Raw genomic sequence first — 21,725 nt, 5'->3', positions numbered from 1 at the left:
AATTGTGCGTGTTTCGTACCCAAATGTGCAGATATGAACATATCATGCTGATCACCATGAAAGCCGAACTCACCCGGGCGGAGCGGTTGTCGGCACTCCTCGAACGCCTCGTCTCCGCCGGGCAACTCGAGGTCGAGGACGCGGCCACCTTCTTCGGGGTCTCCGCCGCGACGATCCGGCGCGACCTCGACTACCTGGCCGAGCAGCAGCTGCTCGCCCGGACTCATGGTGGCGCAGTCCCGAACACGACCAGCTACGACCTCCCGTTGCGCTACAAGACCAGCGCCCGCAGCGAGGCCAAGGCCCGGATCGCCGAGCGCGCCGTCGAACTGCTCTGGCCTGGCTGCACGGTCTCGCTGAACGGCGGTACGACGACCGTCGAGGTGGCCCGCGCGCTGCCCCGGGCGGCCCGGCTCCGCGAGGCCGCGCCGGGCAGCATGGAGCCGCACGGGATCACGGTCGTGACGAACGCGCTGAACATCGCCACCGAGCTGACCGTGCGCCCGTTCATCAAGATCGTCGTCTGCGGCGGCGTGGCCCGGCCGCAGAGTTACGAGCTGGTCGGCGCGATCGCCGGCGAGACACTGAGCCAGCTCACCCCGGACCTGTGCTTCCTCGGCGTGGTCGGGCTCGACCCGGAGGCCGGCCTGACCACCAACGACGAGTCCGAGGCCGCGATCAACCGGGTGATGATGCAACAGGCCAAGCGGACCATCGTCGTCGCCGACGCCGCGAAGCTAGGCCGGGTCGACTTCTGCCGGATCTGCCGGGTCGACGAGGTCGACGCCGTCCTCACCGACGCCGACGCCGACCCGGAGATCGTGGCCGCCCTCCGTGCCGCCGGTCCCGAAGTCATCCTCGCCTGACCACCCCGCCACAACCGCGACCGCTCCACGCATCCGCGACCGTTGCACCGGTCGCGAACAAGCGAAACGGTCGCGAATCCGGACGGACTGGAACCAGCCGCCCTGACAACCACCCCGCCACACCCGCGACCGCTCCACGCATCCGCGACCGTTGCACCGGTCGCGAACAGGTGGAACGGTCGCAGATCCGCATGGACGGCCAGGCCCAACCGACCCGGCCGGGGCGGTGCAGTGCGGGCGGTCGGGGCCGTCCGGATCGCTGCGAGTGAAATCCGTTGACGCCTTTTTCGTCGCCGCCTACGGTTGGGGGCACACGTGAAAGGAGGTGGTCCGAAGAATGAATTCTTTTGGGACTCGTGAGGTGGCGGCCAGCTAGTCGCTGACCCGGTCCTTCTGGACTGTCGGTCGACGACCGGCTAATCCAAAGGCCGACACCCGGACCCGCGAGCGCCAGGGCTTGTCCTCCTGGCCGTCGATCAGCCGACGCACTGAGATCGGTCGACGACGCCCGCTCGCGGGTTCGCCCTTTTCCTGATGGAATCTCGCCATGATCAGCAGGACGGTGACCATTCCCGGCGTACGACTGCCGGCCTGGCTGGACGGCTTCCGGCGGCGGCACGGCGAGTTCCGGGCCGACCGGGACGCCGACAAGATCATGATCACCTCAGACGACGGGGCGGTCGCCGCGATCACGCCGCACTTCCCGCCGCTGCCGCCGGACGGCGACCCGCTGGCCACCCTGCTCACTCATGTCGCCGCCGAACGCCGGGTGGGTGCGCTGCTGGTCCGCCGCAGCGGCTACGCGGTCGGTGTGTTCGCCGGACCGACCTTGATCGTCTCGAAGGTCGGATCCCGTTACGTACAAGGCAAGACCAAGGCCGGCGGCTGGTCGCAGCAGCGGTTCGCCCGGCGCCGGGACAACCAGGCGACCGCCCTCTACGGCGATGTCGCCGACCATGCCGACCGGCTGTTGATCCCGGAGGTCGGCCGACTGGACACCGTCGCCACCGGCGGCGACCGGGCCGGCGTCGACGCCGTCCTCGATGATCATCGACTGGCGCCACTGCGCCCGTTGATCATGCCCCGGCTCTACCCGGTGCCGGACCCGAAGCTCGCCGTCCTGCAGGATCTGCCGCGCCAGTTCACCGCCGTCGAGATCGGCCTGAACGACCTGGCCTGATCCCCTGCCGCCGGCCGCGCAGCACGCCGTCGCCCGTCGGCCGCAGGTACCACCACTGGTCACACTGGCCTCAAGTTTTTCACGTTACGTGAAAAACCGGCTGTTTACGCGAGAAACTTCCCTGGTAAAGAGCCAAGAAGTGTGGGGAAGTCGTGGCGGGTCAGGGAGCCAGCCGGGTGAGCGTCCAGGCGCTGCCGACGCGGTCGTAGCGGAGTCGATCATGCATCCGGCTCGGCTGGCCCTGCCAGAATTCGATCATGGTCGGGATCACCCGGTAGCCACCCCAGTGCGGCGGGCAGGGCACGTCGCGGTCGGCGAACCGCTGCTCCGCCTTCCGGTACGAGGCGTGCAGCTCCTCGAAGGTCACCCGGCTGGACTGCGCCGACGCCCAGGCGCCGAGCTGGGAGCCGCGCGGCCTGGTCGCGAAGTAGGCCTCCGACTCGGCCCGCGGCACCGGCGCCGCCGTACCCTCGACGCGGACCTGGCGGTGCAGCGGATACCAGCCGAAGAGCAGCGATACGGCGGGCTGGTCGGCCAGCTCGCGCCCCTTCGCCGAGTCGTAGTTGGTGTAGAAGACGAAGCCGTCCGGGTCGGCCTCCTTGAGCAGCAGGGTCCGGGACCGCGGCCGGCCCTCGCTGACCGTACCGACGACCATCGCGGTCGGCTCCGGCAGCACGCCGGATTCCTTGGCGGCAAAGGCATCCGCGAGCCACGCCTCGAACAGCGGGTACGGGTTCGGCGGGGCGGCGGACTCCAGAAGATGATCACCGGTGTAGTCCACCCGCTCGGCGGCGAGGTCTGTGTTGCTCGGAGTGTCGGCCACCGCCCCAGTCTCGCACTGCCGCCGATAGGCTCGCGGGATGGCCGCTTCGGAGTACGCGATCTTCCTCAACGGCTCGTACGGCGTCGGCAAGTCGTCCACCCTGGACCACATCGGCGACCTGCTGTTCCGGACCGAGCAGCCGTTCAGCCTGATGGACGTCGACTGGTTCCACCGGTCCTGGCCGGTGGCCGACTTCGATCACGGGAACAAGATCATCGAGGCCGAGAACATGGCCTTCGTCTGGTCCAACTACCGGCGGGTCGGGCCGCGCCGGCTGGTGATCAGCGGCGTGATCTCCGACCAGAGGGTCCATGATCGCTACCGGGACGCGCTCGGGCTGGAGGTGCGGCCGGTGCGGCTGATCGCCTCACCGGAGACCACGGAGCTACGGCTGCACGGCCGCTACTCGGCGTCCCAGAGTGATGCCCTGACCTGGCATCTGGAACGGCATCTCGAGCTCACCCGGCAACTCGCCGAGGCGGATCTGGACGAGGCCGTGATCGACACCGACAAGCTCTCGCCGCATCGGGTCGCGGAGCGGGTGCTGAGCCATTTCGGCCTGCTGCCGGCCGGATGGAAGAATGACCGGACGTGACCGAGCTCAAGATCCCCGCCGACCTGCTGCCCGCCGACGGCAGGTTCGGCTCCGGCCCGGCGAAGATCCGGCCGGAGTCGATCAAGGCGCTGGCCGTGGACCGCGCCGACCTCCTCGGCACCTCGCACCGGCAGGCCCCGATCCGCCGGCTGGTCGCCGAGGTCAAGGAAGGCCTGGCCACGCTGTTCGCGCTGCCGGACGGCTATCAGGTGGTGCTCGGCAACGGCGGCTCCACGCTGTTCTGGGACCTCGCCATCGCGTCCCTGATCCGGCGCCGCAGCGCCCACGGCAGCTTCGGCGAGTTCTCGGCGAAGTTCGCGGCGGCGGCCGCTGCGGCCCCGCACCTGGAGGATCCGGCGGTCTTGTTCGCGGAACCTGGCTCGATCGTGGTCCCGGCCGCGGTGCCGGGCGTGGACAGCTACGCCTGGGCGCACAACGAGACCTCGACCGGTGCGATCGCGCCGGTGGCGAGGGTCCAGGGCGCCGACGAGGACGCCCTCATGATCATCGACGGTACGTCGGCGGCGGGCGGCGTCCAGGTCGACGTCGCCGAGTCCGACGTGTACTACTTCGCGCCGCAGAAGACCTTCGGCTCCGACGGCGGCCTCTGGCTGGCCCTGCTGTCCCCGGCCGCGCTGGACCGGGCGGCCGAGATCGCCGCGACGGACCGGTGGATCCCGGAGAGCCTGAGCCTCGCCACCGCGATCGACAACTCGGCCAAGGACCAGACCCTGAACACCCCGGCGATCGCGACGTTGATCATGCTCGCCGACCAGCTGCGCTGGCTCAATGATCATGGCGGCCTGCCGTTCGCCGCGGCCCGGACCGCCGAGTCCTCGACCCGGCTCTACGACTGGGCGGAGGCGTCGCCGGTCGCCACCCCGTTCGTCGCCGATCACGCCCAGCGGTCACCCGTCGTCGGCACGATCGACTTCACCGGCGTCGACGCGGCCCGGATCGCCGCCGTGCTGCGCGAGAACGGGGTCGTCGACACGGAGCCGTACCGGAAACTGGGCCGGAACCAGCTTCGGGTCGGGATGTACCCGAACGTCGACCCGGACGACGTCAGCCGGCTCTGCCGCTGCATCGACTGGATCCTGGAGCGTGTCGCCGACTGATCTTCCGCCGGATGCTTCGTCGGAATTAGACTGGCGGCCGGAATCAGTGTCGCACTGCGGAGGTGACAAGGATGTCGAAGCGCGTCTGCGTATGGATGCTGATGCGATTTGGGCCTTGGCCGGTCTGACGGCCGGATCAGCGTCCGCCCAACCTGACGGCCCGCCGATCAGTCCGCGAACTGATTTCAAAGGGTGCATGGAGCATCGGCTCGAGGACAGCAACCGGCGTGCCTGGGTGCGGGGATGTGGCGGTCCGGGGATCAGCGAATTCCGGGCCAGTGCCGAATGCAATACCGGAAACTACGTCTACGGCAGCTGGGTTCCGTCGATCGCGAGCGCTTGGAGTCGCACCGGGCTTTGCTGGACCGGAATCAGGACGGTACGACACCCGGTGACCGGCGAATTGCAGTACCGGATCGGATGGGACGAACGTTGAGTCGATCCAGGCGGCGAACCCTCCTGCTGTCCGGCTGCGGGCTGCTCACGCTGCTCCTGATCATCGTGCTCGTGATCATGCTGCGCCCGCGGAACGATGATCCCGCACTGCAACAGGCTGATGCGTTCGTCCGAGCGGGCGCCCGCGGCGAGGTCCGAGGGGCCTGCTTCAGCGTCGTGAACAGCGGCGGTCGGCTCAACGGCTGCATGGACGATCTTCGTGCCGACGCAGCGTTCCGGAAGCTCTCCGAGCTGCCTGACGGGGTACGCGTTCGACGGGTTCAGGTCGAGGGAGCGGTCGGGGTCGTCACCGCGGCCGAACTCGACCCGACTCCGTCGTTCGACGTGAGACTGGTGCTCGTCGTCGATCCCGATCCGTCAGGCGGCTGGCGGGTCCGGGAGCTCAACGGCCGCGCCATCGCGCACGAGTGACGGACGCTCAGCGGCCCTTGAGCAGGGCGACGACCAGGCCTGCGATCAGGGCGACCACGGCTGCCGCGCCGAGCGAGAACATGGTGCCGACCCGGCTCGGCCCGGCCGTGGGCGGAGAGGTCTCGGACGGTTCGGACGCCGGTGCGCTCGACGACGGCTTCGGCGTCTTCGACTCCTTCTTCGGCGGCGTGCTCGAACCCTCCGAGGCCTTCTTCACCTCGTCCGGAATGGCGACCTGAAGAACCTCGGAATCCTTGCCCTCGCTGCCGACCAGCAGGCTCTCGCCGTCCAGCGAGACCGTGATCGACTCGCCCTGACGCTGGAACGGCAGCGGCGCCCGGGCGATCTGTTCATGATCATCGTTGTCGTAGATCTCGACCGAGACGTACGTCCGCAGGGCCACCCCCTGACCGTCCGGCAGCGAGACCGCGTCGGTGACGAAGGCCGGCGCGTCGGCGACCCGTTCCAGCTCGTTGACCCCCTGCCGGGACGGGTTCTCCGGCGCCGCATAGATGCCGCCGTCGGACTCCTTGCTGACGATGTAGAGCCGGCCGTCGTCGTCGACGAACAGCGCCTCGGCGTCCCGCGGGCCGTCCGGGTACTCGAAGTCGTACGACCGGTACGAACGCGAATCGGAACTCGGTTCGGCATCGTCGAAGTAGTAGACGGTGACGAACTCGCGCTCGGCGTCGTTGTCGCCGATGTCGGCCAGGTAGAGCCGGCCGTCATGGAACGCCACCGCCTCGATGTCGATCGGCTCCGCGCGGAAGGACAGCGTGCCGGTGACCTCGCCGTCCTGGTCGAGCGCGAAGGCGCGGCCCTCGTCGCCGGAGTCGTTGACGGTCCAGTAGCGCTCGTTGTCGAAGTCGGTCGCCAGCCCGGACGACTCGTCGATCCGCTCGTCGCTGATCGTGAACGCCACCTTGTCGTCGGCCGTGGCCGAGCGCGGCGTCGCCGCCCACAGCCCGGCGGAGAGCGGCAGCAGGATCAGCGCCGACACCAGGACGCGCCCGGCCGTCCGCATCATCCGTTGTCCTCCGTTCCGGCAATCATCCGCCCACAGAGAGTACGTGATCCTGCCACGCCCACCGAGTGCTGGCCCAGCGCCCGTCCACTCTTTACGCTTCAACCATGGAAATCGACGGGATGCCGCTGCACCCCCTGGTCGTGCACGCGGTCGTCGTCTTCGTCCCGTTGTCGGCACTCGGCGCGATCGCCGGCGCGGTGTCGGTCTGGGTCCGCCGCCGCTACGGCTGGCTGACGACCGCCTTCGCGCTGGTAGCCGCCGGGTCGACGTTCGTGGCCCAGCAGGCCGGCGTCGCCCTGTACGAGTCCTTCCCGCGCCCGACCTCGGAGATGACCAGTCACATGGAGATCGCCGGCGGGCTGCTGCTCTGGGTGGTGCTGCTGCTCGTCGGCGCGGCCGTCGTGACAGTGCTGCAGTTCCTGATCGACCGGTCCGACACCGCCCCGAAGCCCTAGCAACGGATCGCCACCTGGGTCGGCATGGCGCTCTCGGTGGTCGCCGGCGTCGGCGCGACGGTCCAGGTGATCCGCGCCGGCCACTCCGGCTCGGTGGCCGTGTGGGGCTGACCTCGCTCCCTGACGAGTCAGAGCAGCAGGCTCATCAGGAGTTGTGGCCCGGCGATACGGTCATCGCGCTGGGCCGCCACCTGGTCGAAGCCGTGCCGCCTGTAGAACTCGGCGGCGCCGACCCGGGCCTGACACCAGACGCGCCTCCCGCTGTGGCTGCGCACGTGGGCCAGTAGTGCCGTCAGCACCACGGTCCCGAGGCCTCGCCGTCGAAATCCTTGGTCGACGGCCATCCCGATGATCCGCCACGAGCCGGGCACGGGCCGGCCGGCCGGGACCGGCAGAGCCCGCGGATGCGTGACCCCGACGGCCGCGACGCCACCGTCGATGATCACGCCGTAGTGCCCCCAGTCGGTCAGCGCGCAGTCCAGCTCCGCCGGAGTCGGCCCGCGCCCGAGGACCTGGCGTCTGAGGGGGTACGTGAGCTCGGCCGCAACGGGGATCGCGGAGAACATCAGCCGAGCTGCTGCCAGAGGGCGGCGATCACGATCACGGCTAGGAGTCCGATCAGCACGCCGGAGACGATGGCGCGCCTGGTCCGCGGGGTCACCGGTCCATCCTCGCTCGCCGGACCGGCCGATCGAAAATCCACAGGCCGGTGAGCCGTGCCGACTCTGGCGACGCTCGCGGCGGCTCCATTACGGTTCTGCCATGGGAGAGCTTCGGCTGTACGCGATCGGGATCGATGAGGTCCGCGGCATGTTCGGCGCCCGTCCCGACCAGGCGGCCCGGCTGCGCGAGGTGGCGCAGCGAGCCCTGGAGCCGGCCCCGGCCGCGCCGTCCGGCGGCCTGTTGTCCCGGCTCGGGCCGATCTTCCGGCGGGACACCTCGGCCCCGGTGCTCTCACCGACCCAGCCGCTGCCGGCCGACCTGGACGCCCTGCTCGGCGGCGCGTACATCCCGCCGGATCGGGTCGGCGCGACCTGGCGGCTGCTGGAGATCTTGGTCGCGGGTTCGGCCTGGGGTGCCACCAAGCTCGAACTGACCTCCCGATCGCTGGACGACCTCGACTTCGCGCTGGCCCGTGGCGGGGTGTCCGCCGCGGTCGGGCTGCGGCACCTGCTCAACTCTCCGACCAGCGTCAATCTGGTGCCGGTGCAGGGCCTGGTGGTCGGCTACCACCCGTACCCGAAGGCGCTCGGGATGGCGTCCGCGTACCGCTCGGCGATGCCGGAGATCAAGACGCCGGAGCAGCAGGAGTTGATCTCCGGGCTGGTCAGCTGGCTGGACGGCTTCGTGCACTGGGCCGGCGTCGCCCAGCAGGTCGGCCGGCCGACGCCCGACCTGATCGGGTTCTGGGTCGTTCGCTGACCCTTCGACAGGCTCAGGGCACGGGGTGAGTGCGCTCGGGCCGCTCGGCGAGCCAGTCCTCCTGGGTGGCGACCCGCTCCGGGTGCCGTCGACTCCGAGCCAGGAAGCCCGCGCCGTGCTGCGGCATCGGGTCCTGATCGGTCGGCTGATAGCGCAGGTCGACGCTCCACCGGACGTGATCGGAGTCGTTCGGCGTCGAGCTGTGCACCAGCCGGTCGTTGAACAGGATCGCCGTCCCGGCCCGGACCGGCAGGGCGACGACGCGGCTCGGCTCCAGGTCGAGTTCGCCGGCGCCGAGGGTGAGGTAGCCGGTGCCGGACTGCTGCTCGGCCTCGTAGGTCATCACCCGGTGCCGCTGGGTCCGCGGGTAGACGTGCAGGCAGCCGTTCTCCAGAGTCGCGTCGACGAACGAGATCCAGACCGTGATCACCGGGTTGGAGTTGGCGTCCGGCCAGTACGACTTGTCCTGGTGCCAGGGCACCGCGCCGGCGGCGATCCGCGGCACCTTGGGCCGGACGTTGTAGACCGGGTTGGCGAAGATCTCGGGACCGATCAGGCTCTCCACCGCGTCGAGGATCTTCGGGTTGCTCATCAGCGTGTGATAGCCGGCGATCCGGTCCCGCCAACTGCGCCCGTACTCGAGGAAGTCGTCGCCGGTGAGGCCGTCGAACAGCCGGGCCAGCCGGTACGGGAAGCCGACCTCGGTCAGCGGGTCGTCGATCTTGCCGGCGGCCAGCAGGTCGGCCGCGATCCGGTCCACCTTCTCGGTCAGCGCGGACCGGACCGGAGCCATGTCGGCGTCGTCGAGCAACCCGTCGAGCACCAGATAGCCCTCGGTGTCGTACCGGAGGACCTGGTCCTCGGTCAGGCTCCCGTGGTTGCCGGCGCGCATCCGGGCGTTGCCAAGTTGATCATCGTTGCGGCTGATCGCTGCTCTCATGTCTTGTGACATTACGAATCTTCGCCGACGCGGTCGTGGTCAAGACCGATCGGCTGGTGGTAGAAACCGATCATGTCCCCTGGCAACGTCTCGCTCCGGCTCGACGCTCCGCCCGAGGTGGTCGGCATCGGGGTCGGTCGGCACGGCCTGCGCGAACGGGTCGAGCAGTGGCTGTTGCCGGAGCTCCATTCGATCCATCTGTACGACTACCAGGCGGAGGTCGTCGTGGCCGGCGTCGCGTACCCGATCCGGCCGGGAGCCCTCAGCATCATCCCGGCCGGGGCGCCGATGGAGTTCCGGTACCGGGGACCGTCGGAGCACGTGTACGCCCATCTCCGGCTGCCCCGCCGCGGCCGGGCCGTGTCGGCGCCGGTCATGCAGGACCTCGGCGACGAAGCCGCCTCGGTCCGGGCCCGGCTCACCGCGATCATCGTCGCCCCGGCCGCCCGGAAGTCGGCCGAGCTATGGTCGCTGCTGTGGCGGGCGGCGACCGGCCCGGCCGGGCCCGATCCCGGCGCGGGTCCCGATCATCCGGCGGTCGCGGCCGCGGTGGCCTACATCGAGGAGAATCTGGCTCGGCGGATCACCGTCGAGCGGGTGGCCGGCGCGGCGCACGTGTCGGCCAGTCATTTGAATCGGCTGTTCCGGGCCGGATTCGGGATCGGTGTCGCCGGCTATGTCCGTCAGCGCCGGGCGGACCAGGTGGAGCACCTGCTCCGGGATACGACGCAGTCGATCGGGTCGGTCGCGGCGAGCATCGGGATCGGCGACCTGCAGACGTTCAACAAGTTCTGCCGGGCCAGGTTGGGCGCCTCGCCGCGGCAGCTCCGACACTAGCTCAGAGCCACTTCTTCTTGACCTCGGCCTCGATGTCGACGTCGTACTGCCGGGCCAGCAGCAGGATGTGTGCGAACACGTCGGCCATCTCCTCGCCGAGCAGGTCGTCGACGTCGGCGGCGTCCAGGCCGTGGTCGCGGGATTGGCCGCTGCGCATGAGATAGGCGCGCGTCAGCTCCCCGACCTCCTCGTTGAGCTTCAGCATCAGCCAGTCCGGAGTCCGTTCGATCTTGAAATGCCGGGCGTACGACTCCGACCGGGTCTCGACGGCATCGGACAGTTCGCGCAACTCCATGCCTGCGAGCCTACGGGGTCGGCTGTCCCGGCACCGGTCCACCTCGCCCGCCCCGGTTGGTGATCAGAAACACCACCGCCGCCGCGAGCCCGGTCAGCCAGCCCCAGTAGAGGCCCCAGCCGCCGCCCGCCCCGATCCGCTGCAGCACCATCTGGCCGATCATGTCGGGCGGGAACCGGATGTCCATCGCCACCAGCGGCGCCGTGACCAGCGCGGCCAGCCAGCCGCCGAGGATCACCGCCATCCAGCCACCGAACAGCACCGCCGCGAACCCGTACCGTGGCGACGCCGCGCGGGCCACCAGCCAGACGATCAACGCCACCAGGACGGCGATCACGATCAGCCCGATCAGGGCGGCCACCAGCCCGAGGGGCCGGAAGCCCTGCAGCGGGATCGGCCCGTTGAACAGCGTCCGCAGCGGGAGCGCGTCGACCGCTGCCATCGCCATCAGATAGCTGATCACGCTGCAGGCCAGACCGCCGAGCGGCGCCAGCACCGCAGCGATGATCATGGTCGGGGCCGTCCTCGGCCGTACCGCCTCGGTGCCGGGAAGAGACATCGCAGCAGGATAGCCCTCGTTGTCGGGAAACCGCCTCAGTCGGAGCGCTACCCCGGAGGTTAAGCGGTTGACCCCCTCGGGTGAGGAGAAATTCCGACAGCCACCGGCCGCGGCGGCTCCCCACGAGGCGAGAGTTGCAGCACCACCGCTCCCGGCCTGACCCTGGCATCGGAGCTGTGGATGGCGGCCAACTCCTGCTCAGCCGCTTCGTCGCCCGCGTCCGCACGCAGGACGAGGGCGGCCAGCCGGTCGCCCAGTGCGGTGTCGACCCACTGCCCGGGTAACGGCATGACGCCCCAGTTGTCCCAGAGCAACAACTCGTCGCCGAAGCGGTGCGCCACGTCCATGATCAGGTACGAGAGCACGAACGGCGGTCCGGTGTACCTGATCGGGCCGATCCGGACACCAAGATCATCAATGTCTGTGCCGTTGCGTCGATGATCGTTCCAGGCAGCCGCCGCGGTCAGAAAGGCCCCCGGCGGAAGATCATGCGGATCCTCGATCACTCCCCTCGGACTCGCGAGCCACGGATCGAAGCGGAGCCAGCGCCCGTCGATCCAGGCCTCGCCGACCACATGATCAACCCGGGCCCCGGCTCGCAGGTAGTCCGCGAATCCGACCCGACACCTGCCCCGGATGCCGTGCTCACGAAGGATGCCCACGGCGAGCAGCACCTGGTCCCGACAACAACCCTGAACCCGCTCGGCCTCGGCACGGGGTTCGGTCAACGGCGTCGGGTGCCGTGCCTGATCAAGCTCCAGGATGCGGCTGAGCCAGCGGGCGTTGATGTCGCCGTTGGTCGATTCCGGCAACGGAACTCGCGCGTAGCGGTAGTGCGCGATGACATTGCGCGCGACCGCGCAGACCTCGGGAAGCTCCGGCCGGACCGCACCCAACAGGCGGGCGTACCGGCCCGGATCGGAATAGCGCGAGTGACGCTCGAACCTCATCGGCCGAGCATGCCGCACTTGAAGCGGAAGCTCGGCGGCAGGGCACACTACGGCGATGGGAGAACGCCCCGCTTACACCCCTCGCGCCGTCCGCACCTTCGAGCCGGACCTGGTCCCGTTCCCGACGATCCGGCAACTGATCGACCGGGCTCGCTGGACCGGCTCGGCGCGGAACGGCCAGCCGTGGCGCTTCGCAGCGGTACGGGATTCGGCAGTTCAAGATCAGCTCTCACGACTCGGCGACTACGCCGCCCTGCTCCGGGACGCTCCGGCCGTTCTGGTGCTGCTCAGTCCTACCGCGGAGCGCCGGGACACCGCCTTCGATCTTGGTCGGGTCGCGCAGTCCATCACGATCGCCGCGGACGAGGCCGGCCTGGGCAGCTGCGTGGTCAGCCTCTATCCGGAGGCCAACGCTGACCGCGCGGCCCGGCTGGTCGGCGCCGAACCGGGCTGGTCCGCCCACCATGCGATCGCCCTGGGCCGACCCCGGCCCGCACCGCGCGGTCGCTCCGCGATTCCCGTCGGCCGCCGCCCCACCGCCGACCTGCTGCGCCTGGTCGGCGCCTGGCCGGACTGACACGCAGACCGCCGAGCTGATCCAGGCCGGCTGGCGGCAGGCCGGCGATGATCTTGGTCTCGACGAGGATCTGCCGTTCGTTCCCCCGCTGACCTGGCCGGGCTGGACCGGCGACCGGCTGGACGACGCTGCTTCGCCGCCGCAGGATCACGGCCCAGGCCTGCCACAACGACGAGTACGCCCTGATCCTGGTCCGGCACGTCGCCAACTCCGACCAGTTGCCTGTGACGCCTACGAGGTTGAGCCGGCCGCATTGGCGCAACCGGCCCTGACCGCGATCGTGCCGCCCGCCACGCAGCGGATCACGCTCGACCCGGTCTCATCCTGGCCAGCACCGCCCGACGCTGACGCGATTTCTCTTCTGACGGGCCCCGAACGATCAATCAAGCGCTTAACCGGTCGGTGCGAAGAGGAATCACGACATCGGATCAGAGCGTGGTCGACTCCCGGACCTCCGGCCGCGGTCCGAACACCCTGAACCGGTTCCCGTCCGGATCGCGAAGTTCGATCCAGCGGACGCCGTCGACCTCGCGGTCGGCGACCCGTTCGGCGCCCAGCGACACCGCGCGCTCGGCGAGTTCGGCCCAGCCGGTGCCGGACTCGGTGCCGAGGTCGAGCGAGATGGGCGCGACCGCCGCCGGGGCCTGGTCGACGCGCTCGAAGAGCCAGGTCAGGCCGAACTCGTGGTCGAAGTCGAGCATCACGAAGTCGTCGGTCGCGCCGTCGGCGACCGGCAGCCGCATCAGCTCGGCCCAGAACCGGGCCAGCCGGGCCGGATTCGTGGAGACGAAGGAATACATGCCCACCTGGGGCCGGTCAGTCTCGGTTGTCGTGGTCATGTCCGGTGAGACTCGGCACGGGCACCGGACTCAGCGGGTCAGCCGGGGATGATCACCAGGACCAGGTCGCCGCCCTCGGCCTGTTGCACCCGGCCGATCGCGAGCCGTTGCACGGTGCCGGCGATCGGGGCGGTGATCGAGGCTTCCATCTTCATCGCCTCGATGGTGGCCACGGTTGCGCCCGCCTCGACCTTGTCGCCCTCGGTGACGGTCACGCTGACCACGCCCGCGAACGGCGCGGCCACGTGGCCCGGGTTGCCGGTGTCGGCCCGCTCGGCGGCCTTCACGTCGACCTTGATCGAATGGTCCCGGACCCGGATCGGCCGGAGCTGGCCGTTCAGGGTGCACATGACCGTGCGCAGGCCGCGCTCGTCGGCCTCGCCGATCGCCTCCAGGCCCAAGATCAGACTGACGCCCTTGCCGATCCGGGCGACGTGTTCCTCGCCCGGGCGCAGGCCGTACAGGTAGTCGATCGTGTCGAGCCGAGCGACGTCGCCGTACGTCTCCCGGGCCGCCTCGAAGTCCTTCGACGGGCCGGGGAACAGCAGTCGGTTCAGTGTGACCTGGCGGTCCCGGCCGGGCTTGTCCAGCGCCGCCGAGTCCTCCTCGGACAGCTCGGCGTGGACCGGCGGGATCTTGCGGCCCTGCAGCGCCTTGCTGCGGAACGGCTCCGGCCAGCCGCCGGGCGGATCGCCGAGCTCGCCGTTGAAGAAGCCGATCACCGAGTCGGGGATGTCGTAATTCGCCGGGTTCTCGGCGAAGTCGTCCGGATCGGCGCCGGCGGCAACGAGGTGCAGGGCAAGATCACCGACGACCTTGGACGACGGCGTGACCTTGGGCAGCCGGCCCAGGATCTTGTTGGCAGCCGTGTACATCGCCTCGATCTGCTCGAACTTGTCGCCGAGCCCGAGGGCGATCGCCTGCTGCCGCAGGTTGGACAGCTGGCCGCCGGGGATCTCATGATCATAAACGCGACCGGTCGGGCTGGGCAGGCCGGACTCGAACGGCAGATAGGCCCGCCGGACGGCTTCCCAGTACGGCTCCAGGTCCATCACCGCACGAAGATCAAGATTGGTCGCCCGCTCGGTGTGCTGCAACGCGGCGACCAGGGCCGAGGCCGGCGGCTGGCTGGTCGTCGACGACATCGGCGCGCTGGCCACGTCGACCGCGTCCACCCCGGCGTCGATCGCGGCCAGCAGGGTGGCCAGCTGGCCGCCCGCGGTGTCGTGGGTGTGCAGGTGCACCGGCAGGTCGAACCGCTCCCGGAGCGCCGTGACCAGGGTCCGCGCGGCCGGCGGCCGGAGCAGCCCGGCCATGTCCTTGATCGCCAGGATGTGCGCCCCGGCGGAGACGATCTTCTCGGCCAGCCGGAGGTAGTAGTCCAGCGTGTAGAGGTCCTCGGCCGGATCGCTCAGGTCGGCGGTGTAGCAGAGCGCGACCTCTGCGATGGTGGTCCCGGTCTCCCGTACGGCCTCGATCGCCGGCCGCATCTGCTCGACGTCGTTCAGCGCGTCGAAGATCCGGAAGATGTCGATCCCGGTCTCGGCGGCCTCGGCGACGAACGCGCTGGTCACCTTCTCCGGGTACGGGGTGTAGCCGACCGTGTTCCGCCCGCGCAGCAGCATCTGCAGGCACAGCCCCGGCATGTTGTAGCGCAGCGCGGCCAGCCGCTCCCACGGGTCCTCGTTGAGGAACCGCAGCGCGACGTCGTAGGTGGCACCGCCCCAGCACTCGACCGAGAACAACTCCGGCGTCATCCGGCCCACGTAGGGCGCGATCCGGAGCATGTCCTTGGTCCGCAGCCGGGTCGCCAGCAGGGACTGGTGGGCGTCCCGGAACGTGGTGTCGGTGACCTCGACCCCGGTTCGGTTCCGAAGATCAACAGCGAACGCCTCCGGGCCGAGCTCGAGCAGCCGCTGCCGCGAGCCGGGCGGCGACGGTTGATCAAGATCGACGCCGGCCGGGCGCTTCTCGCCCGGGTCGAGCAGGGTCGGCGCCTTGCCGTACGGCTGGTTGACGGTGACCTCGGCCAGCCAGCGCAGCAGCCGGGTGCCGCGGTCGGCCGGCGCGTGGGTGGTCAGCAGCTGCGGCCGCTGCTCGATGAAGCCGGTCGAGACGTCCCCGGCCAGGAAGTCGTGATCTTCCAGAACCGCTTGCAGGAAAGGGATGTTGGTGCTGACGCCGCGGATCCGGAACTCGGCCAGTGCGCGCCGGGCCCGGGCGATCGCGGCCTGGAAGGTGCGGCCGCGGCAGGTCAGCTTCACCAGCATGGAGTCGAAGTGGGCGCTGATCTCGGCACCGGTCGCCGCGGTGCCGCCGTCCAGCCGGACTCCGGCGCCGCCGGCCGACCGGTAGGCGGTGATCGTCCCGGTGTCCGGGCGGAAGCCGTTGGCCGGGTCCTCGGTGGTGATCCGGCACTGCAGCGCGGCGCCGTTGATCCGTACCACGTCCTGGCTCAGACCAAGATCATCGAGGGCCTCCCCCGAGGCGATCCGCATCTGCGCCTGGACCAGGTCGACGTCGGTGATCTCCTCGGTGACCGTGTGCTCGACCTGGATCCGCGGGTTCATCTCGATGAACACGTGCTGGCCGGCTCGCTCGCCCTCGGTCTCGACCAGAAACTCGACCGTGCCGGCGCAGGAGTAGCCGAGCGACTTCGCGAACGCGACCGCGTCCCGGCAGAGCGCCTCCCGCAGTTCCTCGCTGATGTTGGGCGCCGGCGCGATCTCGACGACCTTCTGGTGCCGCCGCTGGATCGAGCAGTCCCGCTCGAACAGGTGCATCGTGTTGCCGTCGTTGTCGGCCAGGATCTGCACCTCGATGTGCCGCGGCCGGCCGACCGCCTGCTCGATGAACACCGTCGGGTCGCCGAACGCGCCCTCGGCCTCGCGCATCGCGGCGGCCAGCGCCTCGGGCAGCGCGGCGGGGTCGTCGACCCGGCGCATGCCGCGGCCGCCGCCGCCGGCGACGGCCTTGACGAAGACCGGGAAGCCGATCTCGGCGGCGCCGGCGAGCAGTGTCTCCGCGTCGTCGGACGGCGGGGTCGACCGCAGCGTCGGGATGCCGGCGGCCTTCGCGGCGGCCAGTGCGCGGACCTTGTTGCCGGCCAGTTCGAGCACGTCGGCCGGCGGGCCGATGAAGGTGATCCCGGCCTCGGCGCAGGCCCTGGCCAGGTCCGGGTTCTCGCTCAGGAAGCCGTACCCGGGATAGATCGCGTCGGCACCGCACTCCTTCGCCGCGCGGACGATCTCCGCGACGTCCAGGTAGGCCCGGACCGGGTGACCCTTCGTCCCGATCAGGTACGCCTCGTCCGCCTTGATGCGGTGGACGGCATTGCGATCCTCGTACGGATAGACGGCGACGGTGGCCGCGCCCAACTCGTACGCGGCACGGAAGGCTCGGACGGCGATTTCGCCCCGATTGGCGACCAAGACCTTGGCGAACATGCCCCTGAATCTATCTTCCATGTGGCGACCGCCCGAATCCTCCCGCGAATGCTGGACACCCGTCCGACGGCCGATCGGCTGGCGGAAAGCCGCCAGCCGGGCTGGCGGCCAGCCGGGTTTCGCCGATCGGACCAGCGGCCGAAAATGGAGCCGGGTGATGATCATGGTGTTGGAGGTTGCCGGTCGCACGGCGCCCAGGATCGCGGGCGTTCTGCTCGTGCTGGCCTTCGTCTGTTTCGTGATCGGCGCGATCGTGCCGCTGGTCGGTCCGCGCGGCAATCCCTCGATCTTCTCCCTTCCGGTACGGGAGCAGTTGCTGGCCGTGGCCGGCGCCGAAGCCGGCTGGCGGTTGGCCAATCTGCTGATGGGCCTCGCGATCGTGCTCCTCGCCGGCGGCATGACGATCATGACCGCGCTGCTCGGCAGGTCCGGCGCGGTCGTGCTGTCCCGGATCGGGCTCGCCGGGCTCCTCATCGCCGCGGCGCTGTGGCTGGGTGTCACCGGCTACCGGTCCGGCGTGGTCCGGCCGGGCTTCGAGACGTTCGCCGACTGGTCGGTCTGGCTGATCCGCGGCTATCTGATGCTCGGCTGCCTGAGCCTGGCCGCCCTCTCCGGAGCGTTGATCATGACCAGTCTGACCCCTGCCTGGGTCGGCTGGGTCGCCCTCGCACTGAGCGTTGCGCCGCTGCTGCAACTCATGATCACCGGCGACACGCTGCCCGGCTTCCACTACTTCCCGGCCCTGCTGATCGGCGTCGTGCTGCTGCTCCGCTGACTTTCGTTCTGGAGGACAGCCTCCAGAACGGCGTACGGATAGCCGGGTTCCGCCGGGATCGGCGTCGGGGCAGGCTCGAAGCGAGCATGAGGAGGCACGATGAAATCCGATCCGCAACGCCCGGCCGACACGACGATGATGGGGGTCGTCCACGACGCGTTCCGGCGCGACCTGGCGCGGGCCAGGACGGCTCTGACCACGGAACCGTACCCCGCCGTCGAACAGCGCAAGGCCATCGCCGAACACCTGCTCTGGATGATGAGGATCCTGCACGCCCACCACACCAGCGAGGACGAGGGGCTCTGGCCGATGGTGCTGCGCAAGAATCCCGGCGCCGCGGCGATCATGGCGACGATGGATGCGGACCACTCCCGGATCGCGCCGGCCATGGACGATCTGGAGGCGGCGGCAGCCGGGTACGCCGACGACGGTTCGGCGGCGGCCCGGAGCGCGGTACTCAGCGCCCTGGACACGCTCTGCGAGGTAGTCCTGCCCCACCTGCGTCGCGAGGAGGACGAGGCGATGCCGGTGGTCTCGGCCAGCATCACGGCCGCCGAGTGGGACACCTGGGACGAAGAGCACAACATCAAGCCGAAGCCGATGACCCAGCTGGGTCCTGAGGCGCACTGGGTCATCGACAACCTGGACCAGGCCCGATATCAGACCGTGCGGGAGCTCCTGCCGCCGATCCCGAGATTCATTGTGCTGAACGGATTCCGCGGCGGCTACCGGCGCCGGGCGACGGCGACCTGGGGACCCGGCCACTACGGCCCGAAGGCTTGACGTACGTCGTCAGTCGGTGGCCGGCTCCGCGTTGTCCGACGGCGCGTGGCGCAGGAAGGTGAGCACGGCGGAAACCCTGCGGTGCAAGGAATCCTCGACGCCCAGGCCGAGCTTCGCGAACACCGCATTGACGTGCTTCTCCACCGTCGACTCGGCCAGCGTCAGCGACTCGGCGATCGCCCGGTTGCTCATCCCCTGCGCCATCGCCGCCAACACCTCCAGCTCTCGCGCCGTGAGCGTGCCGAGCGGCGACTCGGCGGCCCTGCTCTGGCTGCGGACCAGCACCTCGACGATCCGCGGATCGATCACGGAGCGGCCGGCGGTCACCGCGTGCAGGGCCCGGACCAGTTCGTCGACGTCGCCGACCCGTTCCTTGAGCAGGTACGCCAGCCCTTCGGTGCCGTGCCGGAACAGGGCGAAGGCGTACTGCTCCCCGGCGTGCTGCGACATCACGACGACGCCGACCGCGGGGAACCTGGCCCGGATCTCGTGCGCCGCCGCGATGCCCTCGGTGTGGTGGCCGGGCGGCATCCTGATGTCGGTGATCACCGCGTCCGGATGCAGCCGGTCCACCGCGTCGAGCAGCTCGACGGCCGTGCCGACCGCGGCCACGACGCACACGCCGGCGTCCTCGAGGATCCGCCGGGTGCCCTCCCGGACCAGGTAGTGGTCCTCGGCGATCACCACTCTCACGACACACCTGCCGATGCCGGCAGCCGGGCGTGGATGGTCGCCCCGCCGGTGGCCGCGTTGCCGACCCGTACGGTGCCGCCGACGGCCTCGACCCGGTCCCGCAGCGAGGTCAGGCCGGAGCCGGAGCAGACCGTCGGCGGCAGCCCGGACCCGTTGTCGCGGACCTCCAGCTGCAGTGATCCGTTGCTCGCCACCAGGTCGATCGCCGCTTGCGTCGCCCGGGCGTGCTTCAGCACGTTGGTCAGGGACTCGGCCACGAAGTAGAACGCCGACTCCTCCACCTCCACGGCGAACCGGGCGTCCCGCAGACCGGTCGAGGTCGACACGGTGACCGGGATCGGCATCCGGCGGGCGCTCGACTCGACGGCGGCGACCAGGCCCTCGTCGCTGAGCACCGAGGGGTGGATGCCGTGCGCCAGTTCCCGCAGGTCCTCCACGATCCGTACCACCTCGCCCTGGAGTTCCTCGATCAGCAGGCCCGCCCGCTCCGTGTCGCGGCGCAGGGCCGACCGGGTCAGCGCGAGCTTCGCGACCAGGGCCACCAGCTCCTGCTGGACGCCGTCGTGCAGGTCCCGCTCGATCCGCCGCCGCTCGGCGTCCTGAGCCTGCACGATCCGGGCCCGGGACGCCTCCAGTTCCGCCGTCTGTCGCCGATTCTGCAGCGCCAGCGCGGCCTGCCGGGCCAGGGTGTCGACGAGTTCGTGGTCCCGCGGCCCGAACGGTCCGTCCTGGCGCGGGCCGCACCGGATCAGGCCCAGTTCGTCGGCGCCGTGCCGCAGCGGCTGTTCCAGCACCGCGTCGCCGGTCCGGGGCCCGGCGGTCGCCACCGACTCCTCCAGCCGCACCTCGGCCCAGGCCAGCCCGAGTCCGTCCCGGAGCCCCGCGGCCAGCACTTCGGCCAGTTCGTGCGGGCGGCCCGCATGCTCGAGGGTGCTGCCGAGGCGGACCAGCACCTCGTACCCGGAGAGCCGGCGGCCGAGCACCTGCCGCTCGGCGATCCGGTTCACCCAGCGCCGGACCGGCTCCAGCGCGATCGTCGCCGCCACGGTGATCATGATCGCGATCGCGACCGGCAGCCGGGCCGTCGCGGCCAGCCCGAGCCCGGTCGCCAGGCCGAGGTAGCCGCCGGCGATCAGGAGCCAGAGACCCGCATAGATCAGGGTCCGCCGGGCCGCCGGGCCGACGCCGAGGAAGCCGCGGCGCACCCCGGTCACCACGACCGTGGCGAGCACCGCGACGAACGGCAGCATGGCGAAGACCCCGTTCGGCAACAGGAGGGCCAGCGCCGCGTCGGCGAACCAGAGATAGCCGACCACGAGGACGATCAGTTCGAGGGTCAGCACCGCCATGACGATCAGGATGATCCGGAACATCCGCCGCTCGGCCGGCGCCATCCGGACGGCGCGGACCAGGAACAGCGCGACGCCGAGCAGCACCACGAACCAGGAGTACGTGTAGCCGAGAGCGACCGGCTCCGGCAGCCAGGGCAGCTCCGGGAGCGGACCCGGCACCGGCCGGCCGTCACCGGGCAGCGCGATTCGATCAAGCTCGCCGGCCGGTGCGGTGAACAGCGCGACCAGCCCGAGCACCGGCAGGAGCCACAGTCCGCCCAGCATGATCCGTTCGTACGGATAGCGCGGGCGACCGTCCGGCAACAGCGCCAGCGCCCTGGCCAGCAGGACGATCATGATCATGCTGCCGACCTGGTAGGCGCCCGTCACCGCGATCCGGGCGGCGCCGTCGAGACCGTACGTCTCGGGGGCGCCGGCCAGGTGGCCGAGCACGGCGGCGATCGCGCCGGTACCGCCGACCCAGAGCAGCGGGGCGGCGAGCGTGCACTGGACCGGGCCCCGCCAGCGACCGGCCACGCCGACCAGGAAGAACGGCAGCGGCCCTGCCAGCAGCCAGATCAGGCCGAGTCCCACGTCCGCCCCGTTGACCGGACGAACCACCGCGAGACCGGTCCCGACGACGAAGCAGATTCCGCCCAGCACGGCGAAGAGCAGCGTCGCGCTGAGCCGCACGCCCTGCGCTTCCATGAGCTCATTCTCCGGCGGCGAAGCCGGTTCGGGAAGGCGGAACTCCGCCGCCCGGGCTGGAGGACAGCCTCCAGGACGCGGCCCGGGCCACCGGCTTCCGCGCTGTTGCGTCGGCGCCCAGGCTGATCTCAGCAGCGAAATCCCGGAGGTGTTGATCATGGAGGTCGGACAGGTCCGCACCGCGACGGCAGTGGTCGCCGCCGCGCCGGCGGCGGTCTGGTCGGTGCTCACCGATCCGGCCCGGGTCGGCGAGTGGAGCGGCGAGTGCCGGACCGGCGGTTGGCTCGACGGCGCCACCGGCCCGGTGCCCGGTGCCCGCTTCGTGGGCCGCAACCGGGTCCGCTGGATCCGCTGGTCCCGCCCGTGCCGGGTGATCGAGGCCGCCGCACCGCGCCGGTTCGTCTTCGAGACGGTCAGCCGGTCCGACTGCACCCGCTGGACGTACGACCTGGAACCGGCCGGGGACGGGACCCGGATCCGGCAGACCTACGAAATCCTCCGGCTCGCCCGCCCGTTGGCCATGATGATCAGATTGCTCCTGCCGGAACACGGCGACCGATCCGCGGCGCTGCGCACCGACCTGGTCCGGCTCGGCCGGGCCGCAGCCCGGAGCGGGCCGATCCGGGATCGTTCGTGATC

Annotated in this window: 23 protein-coding genes; 12 read left to right on the top strand and 11 right to left on the bottom strand. The window is 70.4% G+C overall.

Annotation, left to right across the window (positions count from 1 at the left end):
- Positions 1 to 56: 56 nt before the first annotated feature.
- Entirely contained in the window at positions 57 to 866 is an 810-nt protein-coding gene (locus BKA15_RS24175; protein ID WP_179755138.1) for a DeoR/GlpR family DNA-binding transcription regulator, read from the top strand.
- Between the two features lie 547 nt (positions 867 to 1,413).
- Positions 1,414 to 2,046, top strand: a complete 633-nt coding sequence (locus BKA15_RS24170) for an acVLRF1 family peptidyl-tRNA hydrolase (RefSeq protein WP_179755136.1) — start codon at positions 1,414 to 1,416, stop codon at positions 2,044 to 2,046.
- A gap of 160 nt (positions 2,047 to 2,206) precedes the next feature.
- On the opposite strand, the gene pdxH is transcribed toward BKA15_RS24170, so the two are convergent.
- Entirely contained in the window at positions 2,207 to 2,869 is a 663-nt protein-coding gene (pdxH, locus tag BKA15_RS24165; RefSeq protein WP_312879252.1) for a pyridoxamine 5'-phosphate oxidase, read from the bottom strand.
- Between the two features lie 37 nt (positions 2,870 to 2,906).
- Between pdxH and BKA15_RS24160 the strand changes: the two genes are divergently transcribed.
- The 3 genes from BKA15_RS24160 (at position 2,907) to BKA15_RS24150 (ending at position 5,449) form a co-directional block, all read left to right on the top strand.
- Positions 2,907 to 3,464, top strand: coding sequence for a hypothetical protein (locus BKA15_RS24160; protein ID WP_179755132.1), 558 nt, complete (start codon positions 2,907 to 2,909; stop codon positions 3,462 to 3,464).
- The gene (serC, locus tag BKA15_RS24155; RefSeq protein ID WP_179755130.1) at positions 3,461 to 4,582 is read left to right on the top strand and encodes a phosphoserine transaminase; all 1,122 of its coding nucleotides are present in this window, start codon (positions 3,461 to 3,463) and stop codon (positions 4,580 to 4,582) included. The genes BKA15_RS24160 and serC overlap by 4 nt, the downstream gene beginning before the upstream one ends.
- 432 nt (positions 4,583 to 5,014) lie before the next feature.
- Complete coding sequence (locus tag BKA15_RS24150) at positions 5,015 to 5,449, top strand: hypothetical protein (protein WP_179755128.1); 435 nt, start codon at positions 5,015 to 5,017, stop codon at positions 5,447 to 5,449.
- Positions 5,450 to 5,456: 7 nt separating this feature from the next.
- Here BKA15_RS24150 and BKA15_RS24145 read toward each other — a convergent pair whose 3' ends face one another.
- Positions 5,457 to 6,476: a YjiK family protein gene (locus BKA15_RS24145; RefSeq protein ID WP_179755126.1), complete on the bottom strand. Its 1,020-nt coding sequence runs from the start codon at positions 6,474 to 6,476 to the stop codon at positions 5,457 to 5,459.
- A gap of 104 nt (positions 6,477 to 6,580) precedes the next feature.
- Between BKA15_RS24145 and BKA15_RS24140 the strand changes: the two genes are divergently transcribed.
- Positions 6,581 to 6,931 (top strand): DUF2231 domain-containing protein, encoded by a 351-nt coding sequence (locus BKA15_RS24140; protein ID WP_179755124.1) that lies wholly within the window; start codon positions 6,581 to 6,583, stop codon positions 6,929 to 6,931.
- Between the two features lie 128 nt (positions 6,932 to 7,059).
- On the opposite strand, the gene BKA15_RS24135 is transcribed toward BKA15_RS24140, so the two are convergent.
- Entirely contained in the window at positions 7,060 to 7,497 is a 438-nt protein-coding gene (locus tag BKA15_RS24135) for a GNAT family N-acetyltransferase (protein WP_179755122.1), read from the bottom strand.
- Between the two features lie 196 nt (positions 7,498 to 7,693).
- Here BKA15_RS24135 and BKA15_RS24130 point away from each other — a divergent pair, with 196 nt between their 5' ends.
- Entirely contained in the window at positions 7,694 to 8,353 is a 660-nt protein-coding gene (locus tag BKA15_RS24130; protein ID WP_179755120.1) for a DUF7691 family protein, read from the top strand.
- Positions 8,354 to 8,366: 13 nt separating this feature from the next.
- Here the strand turns inward: BKA15_RS24130 and BKA15_RS24125 are convergent, their stop codons facing one another.
- Positions 8,367 to 9,293: a phytanoyl-CoA dioxygenase family protein gene (locus tag BKA15_RS24125; RefSeq protein ID WP_179755118.1), complete on the bottom strand. Its 927-nt coding sequence runs from the start codon at positions 9,291 to 9,293 to the stop codon at positions 8,367 to 8,369.
- 72 nt (positions 9,294 to 9,365) lie between these two features.
- Between BKA15_RS24125 and BKA15_RS24120 the strand changes: the two genes are divergently transcribed.
- On the top strand, positions 9,366 to 10,130 hold the full coding sequence (locus BKA15_RS24120) for a helix-turn-helix transcriptional regulator (RefSeq protein ID WP_179755116.1): 765 nt from the start codon (positions 9,366 to 9,368) through the stop codon (positions 10,128 to 10,130).
- Position 10,131: 1 nt separating this feature from the next.
- Here BKA15_RS24120 and BKA15_RS24115 read toward each other — a convergent pair whose 3' ends face one another.
- Genes BKA15_RS24115 through BKA15_RS24105 form a run of 3 tightly spaced genes read right to left on the bottom strand, consistent with a single transcriptional unit; the run spans position 10,132 to position 11,934 of the window.
- Complete coding sequence (locus BKA15_RS24115; RefSeq protein WP_179755114.1) at positions 10,132 to 10,425, bottom strand: MazG nucleotide pyrophosphohydrolase domain-containing protein; 294 nt, start codon at positions 10,423 to 10,425, stop codon at positions 10,132 to 10,134.
- A 10-nt stretch (positions 10,426 to 10,435) separates the two neighbouring features.
- On the bottom strand, positions 10,436 to 10,984 hold the full coding sequence (locus BKA15_RS24110) for a hypothetical protein (protein WP_179755112.1): 549 nt from the start codon (positions 10,982 to 10,984) through the stop codon (positions 10,436 to 10,438).
- A gap of 59 nt (positions 10,985 to 11,043) precedes the next feature.
- Complete coding sequence (locus BKA15_RS24105) at positions 11,044 to 11,934, bottom strand: transglutaminase-like domain-containing protein (protein WP_179755110.1); 891 nt, start codon at positions 11,932 to 11,934, stop codon at positions 11,044 to 11,046.
- Positions 11,935 to 11,989: 55 nt separating this feature from the next.
- Between BKA15_RS24105 and BKA15_RS24100 the strand changes: the two genes are divergently transcribed.
- Positions 11,990 to 12,511, top strand: coding sequence for a nitroreductase family protein (locus tag BKA15_RS24100; RefSeq protein WP_179755108.1), 522 nt, complete (start codon positions 11,990 to 11,992; stop codon positions 12,509 to 12,511).
- A 428-nt stretch (positions 12,512 to 12,939) separates the two neighbouring features.
- Here BKA15_RS24100 and BKA15_RS24095 read toward each other — a convergent pair whose 3' ends face one another.
- Entirely contained in the window at positions 12,940 to 13,350 is a 411-nt protein-coding gene (locus BKA15_RS24095; protein WP_179755106.1) for a VOC family protein, read from the bottom strand.
- A 38-nt stretch (positions 13,351 to 13,388) separates the two neighbouring features.
- Positions 13,389 to 16,796: a pyruvate carboxylase gene (locus BKA15_RS24090; RefSeq protein WP_179755104.1), complete on the bottom strand. Its 3,408-nt coding sequence runs from the start codon at positions 16,794 to 16,796 to the stop codon at positions 13,389 to 13,391.
- A 157-nt stretch (positions 16,797 to 16,953) separates the two neighbouring features.
- Here BKA15_RS24090 and BKA15_RS24085 point away from each other — a divergent pair, with 157 nt between their 5' ends.
- Entirely contained in the window at positions 16,954 to 17,571 is a 618-nt protein-coding gene (locus tag BKA15_RS24085; RefSeq protein WP_179755102.1) for a hypothetical protein, read from the top strand.
- 99 nt (positions 17,572 to 17,670) lie between these two features.
- A complete protein-coding gene (locus BKA15_RS24080; RefSeq protein WP_179755100.1) occupies positions 17,671 to 18,354 on the top strand; it encodes a hemerythrin domain-containing protein in 684 nt (227 codons plus the stop codon).
- A gap of 9 nt (positions 18,355 to 18,363) precedes the next feature.
- On the opposite strand, the gene BKA15_RS36995 is transcribed toward BKA15_RS24080, so the two are convergent.
- Positions 18,364 to 19,047 (bottom strand): response regulator, encoded by a 684-nt coding sequence (locus BKA15_RS36995; RefSeq protein ID WP_179755098.1) that lies wholly within the window; start codon positions 19,045 to 19,047, stop codon positions 18,364 to 18,366.
- On the bottom strand, positions 19,044 to 21,086 hold the full coding sequence (locus tag BKA15_RS35815; RefSeq protein ID WP_179755096.1) for a sensor histidine kinase: 2,043 nt from the start codon (positions 21,084 to 21,086) through the stop codon (positions 19,044 to 19,046). Before BKA15_RS35815 ends, BKA15_RS36995 begins: the two co-directional genes overlap by 4 nt.
- 157 nt (positions 21,087 to 21,243) lie before the next feature.
- Here BKA15_RS35815 and BKA15_RS24065 point away from each other — a divergent pair, with 157 nt between their 5' ends.
- Positions 21,244 to 21,723: an SRPBCC family protein gene (locus BKA15_RS24065; protein WP_179755094.1), complete on the top strand. Its 480-nt coding sequence runs from the start codon at positions 21,244 to 21,246 to the stop codon at positions 21,721 to 21,723.
- Positions 21,724 to 21,725: the final 2 nt, after the last annotated feature.

It is taken from the genome of Microlunatus parietis (assembly GCF_013407955.1).
GTDB classification, from domain to species: Bacteria; Actinomycetota; Actinomycetes; order Propionibacteriales; family Propionibacteriaceae; genus Microlunatus; species Microlunatus parietis.
This window is presented reverse-complemented; position numbering and strand designations above follow the sequence as displayed.

Coding starts and splice junctions, on each gene's coding strand:
- BKA15_RS24105 (WP_179755110.1), bottom strand. CDS start 11,934: ATGAGGTTCGAGCGTCACTCGCGCTATTCCGATCCGGGCCGGTACGCC.
- BKA15_RS24100 (WP_179755108.1), top strand. CDS start 11,990: ATGGGAGAACGCCCCGCTTACACCCCTCGCGCCGTCCGCACCTTCGAG.
- BKA15_RS24175 (WP_179755138.1), top strand. CDS start 57: ATGAAAGCCGAACTCACCCGGGCGGAGCGGTTGTCGGCACTCCTCGAA.
- BKA15_RS24160 (WP_179755132.1), top strand. CDS start 2,907: ATGGCCGCTTCGGAGTACGCGATCTTCCTCAACGGCTCGTACGGCGTC.
- BKA15_RS24110 (WP_179755112.1), bottom strand. CDS start 10,984: ATGTCTCTTCCCGGCACCGAGGCGGTACGGCCGAGGACGGCCCCGACC.
- BKA15_RS24090 (WP_179755104.1), bottom strand. CDS start 16,796: ATGTTCGCCAAGGTCTTGGTCGCCAATCGGGGCGAAATCGCCGTCCGA.
- BKA15_RS24115 (WP_179755114.1), bottom strand. CDS start 10,425: ATGGAGTTGCGCGAACTGTCCGATGCCGTCGAGACCCGGTCGGAGTCG.
- BKA15_RS24080 (WP_179755100.1), top strand. CDS start 17,671: ATGAAATCCGATCCGCAACGCCCGGCCGACACGACGATGATGGGGGTC.
- BKA15_RS24170 (WP_179755136.1), top strand. CDS start 1,414: ATGATCAGCAGGACGGTGACCATTCCCGGCGTACGACTGCCGGCCTGG.
- BKA15_RS35815 (WP_179755096.1), bottom strand. CDS start 21,086: ATGGAAGCGCAGGGCGTGCGGCTCAGCGCGACGCTGCTCTTCGCCGTG.
- BKA15_RS24135 (WP_179755122.1), bottom strand. CDS start 7,497: ATGTTCTCCGCGATCCCCGTTGCGGCCGAGCTCACGTACCCCCTCAGA.
- BKA15_RS24145 (WP_179755126.1), bottom strand. CDS start 6,476: ATGATGCGGACGGCCGGGCGCGTCCTGGTGTCGGCGCTGATCCTGCTG.
- BKA15_RS24085 (WP_179755102.1), top strand. CDS start 16,954: ATGATCATGGTGTTGGAGGTTGCCGGTCGCACGGCGCCCAGGATCGCG.
- BKA15_RS24095 (WP_179755106.1), bottom strand. CDS start 13,350: ATGACCACGACAACCGAGACTGACCGGCCCCAGGTGGGCATGTATTCC.
- BKA15_RS24065 (WP_179755094.1), top strand. CDS start 21,244: ATGGAGGTCGGACAGGTCCGCACCGCGACGGCAGTGGTCGCCGCCGCG.
- BKA15_RS24120 (WP_179755116.1), top strand. CDS start 9,366: ATGTCCCCTGGCAACGTCTCGCTCCGGCTCGACGCTCCGCCCGAGGTG.
- BKA15_RS24140 (WP_179755124.1), top strand. CDS start 6,581: ATGGAAATCGACGGGATGCCGCTGCACCCCCTGGTCGTGCACGCGGTC.
- BKA15_RS24130 (WP_179755120.1), top strand. CDS start 7,694: ATGGGAGAGCTTCGGCTGTACGCGATCGGGATCGATGAGGTCCGCGGC.
- BKA15_RS24125 (WP_179755118.1), bottom strand. CDS start 9,293: ATGAGAGCAGCGATCAGCCGCAACGATGATCAACTTGGCAACGCCCGG.